Annotated in this window: 6 protein-coding genes and 1 pseudogene; 4 read left to right on the forward strand and 3 right to left on the reverse strand. The window is 45.2% G+C overall.

Annotated elements, in window-relative coordinates:
• The 3 genes and pseudogenes from QUB25_RS12380 to QUB25_RS12390 form a co-directional block, all read right to left on the reverse strand.
• Positions 1 to 5,222, reverse strand: a pseudogene (locus QUB25_RS12380) (hypothetical protein); the annotation flags it as partial.
• 1,136 nt (positions 5,223 to 6,358) lie between these two features.
• Positions 6,359 to 6,868 (reverse strand): hypothetical protein, encoded by a 510-nt coding sequence (locus QUB25_RS12385; protein WP_333183545.1) that lies wholly within the window; start codon positions 6,866 to 6,868, stop codon positions 6,359 to 6,361.
• Positions 6,865 to 7,374 carry a hypothetical protein gene (locus QUB25_RS12390; RefSeq protein WP_333183546.1) on the reverse strand — a complete coding sequence of 170 codons (510 nt, stop codon included), beginning with the start codon at positions 7,372 to 7,374 and terminating at the stop codon, positions 6,865 to 6,867. Before QUB25_RS12390 ends, QUB25_RS12385 begins: the two co-directional genes overlap by 4 nt.
• Before the next feature lie 235 nt (positions 7,375 to 7,609).
• Here QUB25_RS12390 and QUB25_RS12395 point away from each other — a divergent pair, with 235 nt between their 5' ends.
• Genes QUB25_RS12395 through QUB25_RS12410 form a run of 4 tightly spaced genes read left to right on the forward strand, consistent with a single transcriptional unit; the run spans position 7,610 to position 12,573 of the window.
• On the forward strand, positions 7,610 to 8,401 hold the full coding sequence (locus QUB25_RS12395) for a hypothetical protein (RefSeq protein WP_333183547.1): 792 nt from the start codon (positions 7,610 to 7,612) through the stop codon (positions 8,399 to 8,401).
• A gap of 18 nt (positions 8,402 to 8,419) precedes the next feature.
• A complete protein-coding gene (locus tag QUB25_RS12400; protein WP_333183548.1) occupies positions 8,420 to 9,577 on the forward strand; it encodes a DUF1822 family protein in 1,158 nt (385 codons plus the stop codon).
• A 30-nt stretch (positions 9,578 to 9,607) separates the two neighbouring features.
• On the forward strand, positions 9,608 to 11,470 hold the full coding sequence (locus QUB25_RS12405; protein ID WP_333183549.1) for a CHAT domain-containing protein: 1,863 nt from the start codon (positions 9,608 to 9,610) through the stop codon (positions 11,468 to 11,470).
• A complete protein-coding gene (locus QUB25_RS12410; RefSeq protein ID WP_333183550.1) occupies positions 11,467 to 12,573 on the forward strand; it encodes a hypothetical protein in 1,107 nt (368 codons plus the stop codon). Before QUB25_RS12405 ends, QUB25_RS12410 begins: the two co-directional genes overlap by 4 nt.
• Positions 12,574 to 12,580 lie beyond the last annotated feature (7 nt).

Raw genomic sequence — 12,580 nt, forward strand, 5'->3', positions numbered from 1 at the left:
CCGTCTCCACCGTAGAGGGAATCGTTACCTTCGCCAGCATCAAGGATGTCATCGCCGTTTTCCCCAAACAGGTAGTCATCACCAGCTTGGGCTGATAAAGTGTCGTCATCTTGACCACCCCAGAGATAGTCGTTGTCAATTCCAGCATCGAGAATGTCTTTGCCGTCGCCGCCATAAAGGGAATCGTTACCTTCGCCAGCATCAAGGATGTCATCGCCGTTTTCGCCGTAGAGGTAGTCGTTGCCAGCTTGGGCTGATAAAGTGTCATCGCCTTGACCACCCCAGAGATAGTCGTTGTCAATTCCAGCATCGAGAATGTCTTTGCCGTCTCCACCGTAGAGGGAATCGTTGCCTTCGGCTGCATCGAGGATGTCGTCGCCCGCTTCGCCAAACAAGTTGTCATCACCTGCTTTGGCGTATAAAGTGTCATCGTCTTGACCTCCCCAAAGTTGGTCGTTGCCAATTCCGGCATCGAGGATGTCTTTGCCGTCGCCGCCGTAGAGGTTGTCGTTGCCTTCTGCTGCATCGAGGGTGTCGTCGCCCGCGTCGCCAAACAGGTTGTCGTCGCCATCGTCGCCTAGGAGGATGTCGGCATCTTCACCGCCATAGAGTTGGTCGTTGCCGAGGCCTGCATTCAGGGTGTCTTTGCCGGTGCCGCCGTAGAGATAGTCGTTGCCTGTTCCGGCGTCTAGGGTGTCGTCGCCTGCATCGCCTGCGAGAGTGTCGTTTCCGGCTTCGCCGATGAGGGTGTCTTTTTCGTAGCCGCCGGAGAGTTCGTCGTCGCCGGTGCCGCCGTAGATTAAGTCGGTGTCTCCTTGTCCGTAGAGTTTGTCGTTTTCGCCTTCGCCGTAGATGGTGTCTTTGTCTTCGCCACCATACACAAAGTCGTCGCCAGCGCCGCCGTAGAGTAAGTCTTTGCCTGTTTCGCCAAAAATTGTGTCGTTGCCGTAACCAGCGTCTCCGGCAACGGTGTCGTCATCGCTACCGGCATAAATTAAGTCGTCGGCATCCCCACCTCGGATGTAGTCTTGACCGGCTTCACCGTAAAGCGTGTCTCGGTCTTGATTTCCGTAGATGCTGTCGCCGCCTTCGCCACCGTAGATTAGGTCGTTGCCGAATTCGCCGTAGAGTTGGTCGTTGCCGTCGAGTCCGTCAATGCGCTCGTCCCCAGCATCGCCGGTGATAACGTTAACCGTATCGTCGCCGGTAATATTATCGTCATGCCGAGAACCCGCGACGTTTTCAATGTCGGCAATTTTGTCTTGATTTCCCCAGCCGTCGGTAGCATCGCCTGTTTGTAAATTGACAGTAACGCCGTTCGGGTCGCGGCGGTAGCTGAGAATGTCGATGCCTTCTCCGCCGTAAAATGAGTCATTGCCGGCATTGCCAATTAATAAATCGTTGCCTTCTAATGCCCAAATTCGGTTATCTTTTTCGTTGGCAATTAGGATGTCTTCAAAGCGAGTACCGATGATGTCTTCTAAGTTTCTCAAAGCATCGGTAGTGCCAAAACCGTCTTTACCAGTACCAGCAGCAATTTCAAAATCCCGTTCTAGTTCGGTGTAATATTCGCTGGGATTAACTGCGGTGACGAATTCTTTGAAGCGTTGGTTAGTGTTGTTGTCGTAGTCGCTATTTTCGTCAATATTAACGATAACGCCACTGGGAGAATTAATGTAATTAACGAGGTCGATTCCTTCGCCGCCGTCAATTAAATCATCGCCGATTTCTCCGATTAACGAGTCATTGCCAGTACCGCCAAATAATTCGTCATTGCCAGCGTTGCCGTTGAGAGTGTCATCGCCCGCTTGGCCTAAAAGTACGTCGTCATCGAAGCCGCCAAACAGGGTATCTTTGCCGTCGCCGCCATCAATGTAGTCTTGACCTTGACTGCCGAAAAGGTTGTCTTCGCCAGCTTGTCCGTAAATATCATCGTCGTCGGCCCCGCCATCAATGATGTCTTGGCCGTCGCCGCCTTCTAGCCAGTCATTATTTTCGTTGCCTTGGATGACATCGTTGCCGGCTTGTCCGTAAATTCTGTCATCTCCGGTATTGCCGAAAAGCAAGTCTTGGCCGTTGCCGCCATCGATGAAGTCATCGTCGGCGTTGCCTTCTATGGTGTCGCTGCCATCTTGTCCGTAGAGGATGTCTTCGCCTTCGTTGCCTTGGATAAAGTCGCGGCCGCTGCCACCTTCGGCGTAGTCTTCGCCTGCGTTGCCTTGGATGAAGTCGTTGCCAGTTTGGCCGTAGAGTTTGTCGTTGCCTTCGTTGCCGTAAAGTTGGTCGTTTTCGCTGCCGCCGTCGATGATGTCGTCGCCTTCGCGGCCGTAGAGAATGTCGTTGCCGGCGTTGCCGTAGAGGAGGTCGCTATCGATGCCGCCATCGAGGATATCTTCGCCTTCGTTTCCTTCTAGGGTGTCGCTGCCTGCTTCGCCGAAGAGTTGGTCATTGCCAGTTTCACCGAAGAGTTTGTCGTTGCCTGTTTCGCCGTAAAGTAAGTCTGAATCTTCACCACCATGTACCTCATCGTTACCTGTGCCAGCATAAATGGTGTCATTTCCAGCTAACCCATCAACAAAATCATTGCCACCGCCACTGGTAATTATATTAACTCCATCATCACCTTCGATGCGATCGCTAAAGCCAGAACCGACAACATTTTCTAGACCTGAAATATTATCTTGTCCGCCAAATCCATCTGTAGCAATACCATCTTTCAGACTGACGTAAACACCATTAGGATCGCGGCGGAAACTTACAGTGTCAATTCCTCCATTTCCTTCTAGTCGATCGTTACCAGCACTGCTAACAACAAGATCGTTGCCAGCACCGGCTTCAATGGCATTATCTAAAGCATTGCCGATTAAAATATCGTCAAAAGAAGAACCAACAATGTTTTCAACTCCAACGATACTATCTTCTGAACCAAACCCATCTAATGCTTGACCTGAACCCATCGCAAAATTAGGTTCAAGGTCAAATATTCCTGCTGTTTGTTGGTGTCCATAGTTGTTGTTTTCATCAATGTTGACAATAACGCCACTAACTGAATTTGCGTAACTGATTGTATCTATGCCAATTCCTCCATTTAACAAATTATTGCCTGCTTCACCTTGTAAGATGTCATCTCCTTGTTCGCCATAAAGACTGTCATTACCAGTCCCTCCGTAAATAGAATCATTGTCTTCAGCACCCATGATTCTATTGGCGTATGAATTGCCGTAAAGGACATCATTGCCTGCTTCACCATAGAGATTTTCAACACCAGCAGATTCAGGTAAGCTTAAAACGTCATCTCCAGCCGTTCCTACATTTGGATAAATGGCATTAAAGGGTATCTGGACAGAAATTTTGTTAAATTCTGGAGCCACACCCCCGTTAAACTTCGCATACAAATCGTTGAAGGGTATGCTGACATCAGATTTGAAAATATCAATGCGACTGCTCAACTCATCAATAACGATTTCAGGTAGGTCAATAAGGTTAACACTTGCACTGATATTTTTCACTAAGGGATTGCTGAAGACTGTATTACCAAAGTCTACTTTTGCGCTAAGCCTCCCAATATCTACATTAAACTGTGTTTCTAAATCTAATGCAAAGCTTGGCTTGAAGAAAACATCTGGATTCAGTTCAAATTTTACATCTATTTTGGAATCATTATCTAGATCCTTTGCGAGTAATTCATCAAGCTCAGAATATGGGGTGGCAAGATCTAAAATTTCACCAGCAATTATTTTGGGTTCAGTATTTCTAATCCCTACCTCAAGTTCATAAATTGCACTTACTATACCAGTAAGCTCGATCGGTAGTAGCCTGTATCCAACACTAAAAGGTCCAGTTTCTATGCTCTGAGCGAGAAATGATAATTGTGGTATTTTTGCTAGAAGTTTATCAAAATTTAGGGTCAGGCGAGCCAACTCATCTGGAAGAGATGGATCGGGGTTAGGTTCACCAGGAGTAATATCTTCAGGATCGAGAGGTCTTTGATTACTAACCTTGATAGAAAATTGATCTTCTGTAGATGAATTTTCCCGACTAAAGTTAAAATTGGGGAGAGGACTTGCTTTAAAAGTTGCTAAGCCACCCAATAGGGAAATTGTATTAATACTCATTGAAGGGGCTAGAAAATTAACTTGTCCTGGCAATAGGTTCACTTGTATTGCTGGATCGTTTAACGTATTGATGTTAACCATTCTGTGTGTAAAATCTCCACTTAATCCACCAAAAATGGTTTGTTCTATACCTGCTCCCGCAATACTTGCAGATGCACTCAGCGAACCAATATTGTAGTCAAAAACAGCATCTAAAACTGCATAGGCAGAAGGAATATTATAGTCAAGCTTTGCATCAAATATAGTCGTGAAATCAAACTGAAGTTTTTTCTCAGCATCACTTGCATTCAAAAGAGCTTGCAATGGAAGATCGAAATCTATTTCACCTAAATTTAGACCTGCATATGCTTTAAACCCTGCGTCAAACGAGCCACCTTCTAGCTTGATTCCAGCTTTCAAGCCCCCTTCATCAAAAAAAGTTTTCTCAAAGCCTGGGTATCCTGTTTTTAGAATCAAATTATCCTCAGAGTCATAGTTATACTCATTCTCAATCTTTATGCCGGAAAACTTTTCTATATAGTCTGCTGTCTCAGCCTGAAAAGTATAACGACCAAAGTCGATACCATCGGAATAAGTACCTGTTGTTATTGACTGTTCTACAACAATACTAGAATTGTCTAAAGTCAAAATATTCGAGTCATCCTCTTGGCTAATTGCATCCAAAGTAGAAGCGTCTAAATGCTGGCCCAAAACTGTTGCAGAAAATAATGCCCCTTCATCCCCAGGAGTATCCGAAGTATTAATGTGCCAATCCACAGAATGACCAATTTCTTCCAATAAAACACTGGTAACTGCTTGAGGATCATCATTATTTTGATTCAAAAAGTCTTGGGAAACATAAATGGTATTATTTGAACGCGCATAAGCAGCATTAGCCCCTTGGAGTTCAGAACCAGTGCGAATTTCGATCGCAGGCAGAGATCCAAAGTCGCTGTTAACCCACTGCTGGCGGATCTCTTCTAAGTTGCCAGCATCAAAATTTGTACCGAAAATACTTTGAACTTTGGTAACAAAATCATCACCATTGGCAAAATTATTTAAAGTGCTGTAAGCCTGTTGCAGAGAAGCTTCGATCACAGAATTGAATGAGTTATTAGAAGTAGCCATGATTTTTGTCCTCGCGTGGTAAATACAATGTGTTCTGAAAATTGACAAAGTGACTCTATCGACAAGCCCGATCGCACTTCTGCACTTTCGCACTCTCTAGCCGTCGTATATCTGTCATTTACCCAAACTGAAGCCTCGCGAAATGCACTCGCACTTCAACTCTGTCGTCGCAATTACCGGTTCAAATCAACTCAATAAATGCAACCGTGGAAATAGATTAACCCAACATCGGAAGAAGCCCTTTCCAATATCCGTTGGGATGTTGGTTCGGATTTCGATCGGGAAGTTACGGGCGATGCGACTTTTGAATAAATCTCAACAAGTGCGAGCGAACTTCGCAATTTCCCTTCTGTTTACTTATCAGGGTGAACTCAGTGGTTTTATGCAAAACTCTACGGATTTTTTTGTAAAGTTTTGTAAACACTGTGAAACTACCGAACAACGGGTGTTTTCGGGATTTAAGGGCGATCGCCCCTAAAGCCTGTTTGTTCTTCCTATTTATCTATCAGGGTAAACTCAGTAGTTTTATGCAAAACTCTCAAGTTTTTTGATAAAGTTTTGCAAACACTGGTGAAAGTACGGAACAACGGGTGTTTTCGGGATTTAAGGGCGATCGAATAACGCGCTTCCCCACGATCCGGCAGGGAATGAATTCCCCGCCTCATAGCACAAGTCCTCTCAAAGAGGACTGATAAATTCTTCAGTCGTCTTCAGACGACTTTCGCTATGAGGCTCTTGTTTCAACCCTTGCCGGAGTTGGGGATTGCGAGATAACCGGATTGCGCGATCGATCTGGTTGTTAGCGCCAAAGATCGATCGACCCTACAGCCGGACTTTCGCTTCCATTTACTTATCAGGGTGAGCTCGGTAGTTTTATGCAAAACTCTCAAGTTTTTTGATAAAGTTTTGCAAACACTGAGTGAAAGTACGGAACAACGGGTGTTTTCGGGATTTAAGGGCGATCGGTTCCAGTTTAGGGCTTACCCACGGGTGGTCAGAAACCGGGTTTTTTCGGAGAATACTCGTTACAAATGGCAAAAACCCCAAAAACCCGGTTTCTTTGATTTTGATGCGTTCAGGATTATACTTTTTGTGGCGATCGAGAATCTCGCAACTGACGCACCCTACCACTTGCTTTACGGAGGAAATGGAGCTGATTTAGGATGACTCCCAGCGTAGTAAACAAGCACTTTGTGTTGGTCTTCATCCGGTACATAAAATACTCGGTCTGAGCTTGTTACTTCATACTCCCACGCACCTTTGTAGAGTTTACCTTTTAAGGGAAAAACTCTCTTTGGTTTTCTCACCATTGGCGCATTACATAAATCCTGATAGCATCGACGAGTATTCTCAGGAGCGCGTAACATTAAGGCTTCCCAGTCTCGGTTTACCCGTCGGTTTTTCGCTACTACTAACCAGGGCGATACAGGTACTTGCGCGATAAGTTTGACTTCGTTTTCTTTAGCAGATGGCGCAGTTCGCGGTGGCGTCAGCGGTTCTTCAGGAGGTACTACCAACTCCGACAGTAGAGGCGCTGGTGCGGGAATTTCGGTTTCGGCTTCAAGAGTTGCGGGTGATGGTGTCGGCTGTTCTTCAGGAGAGACCGGGCTTTCTGAATCGTCTGGAATGGGTGCAGAGTCGGTCATACAGAAGCCGATTCGGTAGTGTTTTCTGCTGTCGGTTTTGTCAGTAACACTTCTTCAATTTCGTCACTGAAAGCTGCTGCGAGTTCGGGGCTAGAAATTGCGATCGCGCTTTCATGCCATTCATAAATCGTTGCCTCAATCCGATCCCAAGCCGCAGGTTCCGATTCCACAAGACGGTACTCTTTCTCTAGTTCTGCGATCAGTTCGCTAAGTTCCTCCTTGTCAAATACTTTCAGCCACCCATAGGGATGTTCTGAACCAATCTCTTCTCCCAAACGCAACCTATAAGCAGCGGCCGTCACCTCAAAGACTCTCAGGGAAAAGGCGGCGGCTTTTACCAACAGCGCCATCTCGTCGCGGCGCAGCAAAGCAAAATGCTGGTCGTTGCGAGTGATGGTGATAGGGTGATCCATCGCCAAATCCAGCACTCTACCTGGTTGCCGGTTCAATTCGGTGGCGGTAATTAATTCATCGCCGTACACCAGGCGCGAAGATTCACTCAGCATAGCTTTTTCACCTCAATCAACATCGGAACGCTTTTCAATTGATATACGTATAATTATACGTATTTACCAATGTTTGCCACTCTTTACAAAGCTTAACATCCTCTGGGATCGCTCAAATCCACCGCACAGCAAGACTTTCAACCATCGGCTCAAAAAACTTTCAGAATTTCGCATAAATTCCTCCAACTCACCCTGATAAATAAATGTAGGAACAAAGTTGCGGCCGCACTGAACTATGAATGACGAGTACATCCCCTCCGAGGGGGAAGACCGCCCATCCGAGAACCAAACCGATGCTGTTGAGGGTGAGGGAGAATCGAATTTATCCGAGAACCAAACCGATGCTGTTGAGGGTGAGGGAGAATCGAATTTATCCCACAGACAACTTCTATATCAAGAGCTCGATCGCCTTGTCACCGAAATTTGCCAGCATCCTCCTGGTTGGAAGCGCAGCCGTTTGTTGAACCAGCTTGTGACTAAGATGAAAAACTCCGGCCTGATCAGGAAGGAAAATCTACCTTACTATGAAGATGCTTTGCAAGAACAGTGGGAGTTTTTCTCTAGCAATTTGTGCGAATCCCGCACTGGAACTCAGTACGATCGCACTCGCGGCAATGTCATTACTTGGTTCAAGTATTATTTCAAGCGACGGCTGCAAAATTGGGCTTCGAGGGTAGAGAGAGAAAATAACAGGAGAGACGATCGAGAACAAATTTCAGAAGACGGAACGCCGATCGATCGAATCGAAAATTTGCCCGATCGCGATCGAACTCACATTCTCGAAACATCTCAGCTTTTTACAGAACTTCAAGCCTGGATTGAAACCGATCCCGATCGGGTGTTGAGCAAACACGTTAGAGGGCGACCCGATATAACTTGTCAAGTTATATTAAAAGGTTTATCAGCGGGCAAAAGTTTCACCGTATTAGCAGCAGAACTTTCCAGCTCGTATTCTACCCTGCATAGCTTTCACCGAGATCAATGTCGCCCTCACTTGCAAAAATTTCGCGAAAATTACGAATCTTAATCATCAAAGGAGTTAACAATGGCACAGAGTAACAGCATCGGAAACCAATCCTTGCCAATGCCAATTACCCAAAAGGCAATTCGTTCAGCACGGCAATTTGCTGCCGAACAGCGCCACCCCCACAAAAAAGAACAAGTTTATTTCAACACTTTGGCTGTGTTGGCTGTCCGCGATTACTTGACCCTTTTAGATATTGAAACTGATTTAACTAACTGCGATAGCTGGAATCCAGTTGTTCGCTTGTTGGAAAATGTGGCTGATTTATATATCAAAAATCTCGGAAAAATCGAATGCCGTCCGCTGATAACTTTGCCGACACATGGAGAAACTAATCACATCAATTCGCCGCAAAACCTATCCAATAATTGTCACATTCCCCCCGAAGCAAGGGAGGAACGCATCGGTTATCTGGTAGTAAAAATTGAGGAGGATGAAAAGGAAGCAAGATTGCTGGGATTTTCCCCAACAGCAGGTACGGGCGAGTTAGTATTGAGTAAGTTGCATTCCCTGGATGACTTCTTGCTCCACCTCGAACATATATCTGAATCTCAAGTCAATCTGCATCAGTGGCTGGAGAATGTATTTACATCAGATTGGGAGTCAGTTGAATCAATCTTTAATCCGCAGCCGGAGGCTTCTCCTACTGAAATTGAAAACCCAGTGAAATCTAATTTAGGCAATTGGTTTAAGAATGCTGCAGAAACAGGTTGGCAGAAAATTGAGCAAGGTAAGGAAAATTTAGAAAACCTAATTTTTCCTGAAGAAACCCCCAATTTTGCATTCCGAGGAGGTGGAAATTCGAGAGCCGAATCTGCCTTGCAAGGCCGTCAAAGCAGCATCAATAGGTTTCCCGAAGCTGATGTGACGCGGGCTAAATTGATTGACTTGGGAATGCGTTTGGGTACGACAACTGTTGCTTTGTTGGTGGCTATTGCCGAAGAGAGCGATCGCACTCTCAGAGTTCACGTCCAGTTGCATCCGGCGATCGGCGATCTTTATTTGCCTCGTCACCTTAAATTGTCGTTAATATCTCATGCTGGAGAAATTTTAGATGAGGTTGAATCGACTGTTCAAGATCAGTGTATTTCACTGGAATTTTACGTGGAACCCGAAGAAAGTTTTAGTATTCGACTTGCGCTGGATGATTTGAGCATAACAGAAAATTTTATGGTATGATTTTGCAATTACTGTTACCATAGCAAATTTATGACCTGGACTGTCATATTGGCTTTAGGGTCTGGAAATCTTCAAGAAGGATTTCCTCACATCACAGCGCAGTTGAAAAACCAAGCAAGACCTATCAGTATTCAATTCAAAGGAAGCTTGCCACCAGCACCAGACGTTGAGGTGCTGCACAGAAGATGGAAAGCTGTTTGTACCGGACTCCAATCTAGCAGAAGCGCTGCTCGAATTAAAGTCAATCATGCAAGCAAAACTCACATTTCTGAAAGCAATCCTGATGCTATATATCAAGGTTTAAAAAAAGAGATACAAACATGGCTGAAGACTGACCATTTTTACAGCAACATTGAGGTAAATCTCAGGACACAAATCGGCAATCCATCGCAAGCTGTTGTTCAAATATTTCTAGAGTGCGATGATTCTCAGATTTCGGAGTTGCCTTGGGATGCGTGGATTTTTCGCGAAGAGTACCGCCACAGTGAAATCATCCGCAGTCCGTCAGAGTATACAATACCTCCTCAACAGGAAACTAAAGCAGGAACATATCTATCTTCGCGAGGTAGAATTCTATGTGTTTTAGGTAATAGTAAGGGAATAGATGTTAAAAAAGATAAAAGGATTATTGAAAAATGTTTGGGCGAACGCTGTCAATTAGAATTGCTGGATAACCCGACACAGGAAGAATTTAACGAGCGCCTTTTTGATGAAAAAGGCTGGCAAATTTTATTTTTTGCCGGACACAGCGATAGCGATGATAATGCTACAAACGGACGGCTGCATATCAATCAAAATCCTGGCAACAATACTATCAAAGTAGAAGATTTAAAAATAGGTGTAAAGCAAGCGAGTTTCAAAGGTTTGCAGTTGCTAATCTTTAATTCCTGTTCGAGTTTGGGATTGGCGGCGGACTTGGTGGCCCAGAACTACCCTTTGCCGTCAATAATTGTGATGCGCGCACCAATTCCCGACCAAATTGCTCACGATTTTGTGAAGTCTTTGTTCAAATATTTAGCCGATGGAGAGCCTTTGTTTTTGGCAGTGCGAAAAGCTAAGGATGATTTGCTGCGCTGGGAATCTCGATTTCCGGGCGCTAGCGGGATTCCGGTACTATGTCAGCATCCAAATTTTGAGGAACTAACGTTACCGGGAGGTGGCGCAACTAAATCTTTAATTTCAGCCGCAGATGATGCGGCGGGCGATCGACCAAACAAGCAACCCTTAATTCTTCCAATTGATTGGATGCAGCGGGCGGCAAAAAGTTTAGGTATTACCGCTATCAGTTATATGTTAATGGGCCCGATACTTGGCCGCGTTGTCAATGAAATTGGAAAAACCAGCCACAGTCAGGGTCAACTATTAATTGCTGAAAAATGCTATCAATTAGCAAGTTTACTAAATCTAAATTATGCTGGCTCTTACTATAATTTGGCTACGCTATACGAGAGCTTGAATGAAAAAGAGTACGCAGAAAAAGCAATGAAGGAGGCAGCGCGACGTGGTTCTTCTGAGGCGAATGCTCAAATATCTCGCTCGCTGATTCTCAACAATCAACCTCAAGAAGCTTTAAAATTTATCGCTCGCTGTTTAGAACACACTGAATATGACGGAGTAAAAGCCGCTTGTTTTAAAAATCGCGGCTGGGCGCGGTTTAAACAAAAGCAATATGACGCTGCTGAAGCAGATTTAAGAATAGCAATAGGATTCAGAGGCGATAGCCCTGAAGCTCAATGCCTTTTAGCACAGGTTCTCGAAATCAAAGGTAAGCCGCAAGCAGCCTTAGAAGCCTGGAATCAGGCGCTTAAATATTCAGATTACCGCGTGCCGAAACAAGATGAATGTATCCAGATTGCCCAGCAACGTTTACAAGCAAAAGGAAATATCAAGTGAAAATCAGGATTGCAACTTTTATAGCTTTAAGCTCGATCGCAACTAGCGCACTAGCAGCCAGTAACAGAATATCCAACGGACTGATTATCCATAGTAGCGGGGAAGTTGCGATCGAGCGCCAAAACGGCCGAATTGTTCGCCCTACCAGCGGTACGCCGATTTATCCGGGAGACAAGTTGCGAACAGCACAAAACGCCCAACTGACGATCCAATGTGCAGATTTGGGAATTAAGTCGATCGCACCGGGTGAAAATCAATTGAATAGCTGTTTGTTAGCCAAAGAAGAGTCGAAATCTGATTGCAGCGCCGACTTGATTAAATGTCCCGATCGCGGCGACGATAAAATTGCTTGGAATAGCGCGCCAATTCCTTATATAATCAGTCCGCGGCGCACGAAATTACTCGACAGCAAGCCAATTTTGCGGTGGAATCCGGTTGCTGGTGCTACTAGCTATAAGTTGAGTCTCCGGGAAAAGGGAGCAAAATTAAACTGGGAAATGACTGTTAGCGGTACTGAGGCGGTGTATCCGGGAGAACCGGCGCTGAAACCGGGTGTTAAGTACAGATTAATTGTCGAGGCGAATACGGGCGTTTCTTCAGAAAGTGCTGTGGGAGAAAGAGATACAGAGTTTAGCTTGCTGGATGAGAAGCAAGTTGAGGCTGTTAAGGATGCGGTTGGGGCGATCGACAAACAAGTACCTAACGAAAACGCCAAAAAATTAGCAATTTCTAGCGTTTATCTTAACACAAACTTGATTGCCGAAGCAATAGAAATTTTAGAAAATACACAAAAATCAGGAGTGGAAACACCGCCAATTAATCGAGCATTGGGCGATTTGTATCTAGAAAAGCTACAACTGGTTCCCCAGGCTGAAGTCTACTATTCCAAGGTGATTAATACGGCGAAACCTGACGATATTGAGGAGTTGACAGCGGCTCGATACGGATTGGGGCAAGTTCATTCAGCGATGAGAAATAATCTGGAAGCTATGAAATATTTGCGAATGGCAAAAGATGGATATACAACTTTGGGAGATTTGCCAATGGCGGAAAAGATTGATAAACAATTGCGGGATTTGCAAAGGAGGGAAGACAGGAAATAGTAACGGG

Source organism: Microcoleus sp. B3-D7 (assembly GCF_036705305.1).
Taxonomy (GTDB): Bacteria; Cyanobacteriota; Cyanobacteriia; order Cyanobacteriales; family Microcoleaceae; genus Microcoleus.

Coding starts and splice junctions, on each gene's coding strand:
- QUB25_RS12385 (WP_333183545.1), bottom strand. CDS start 6,868: ATGACCGACTCTGCACCCATTCCAGACGATTCAGAAAGCCCGGTCTCT.
- QUB25_RS12390 (WP_333183546.1), bottom strand. CDS start 7,374: ATGCTGAGTGAATCTTCGCGCCTGGTGTACGGCGATGAATTAATTACC.
- QUB25_RS12395 (WP_333183547.1), top strand. CDS start 7,610: ATGAATGACGAGTACATCCCCTCCGAGGGGGAAGACCGCCCATCCGAG.
- QUB25_RS12400 (WP_333183548.1), top strand. CDS start 8,420: ATGGCACAGAGTAACAGCATCGGAAACCAATCCTTGCCAATGCCAATT.
- QUB25_RS12405 (WP_333183549.1), top strand. CDS start 9,608: ATGACCTGGACTGTCATATTGGCTTTAGGGTCTGGAAATCTTCAAGAA.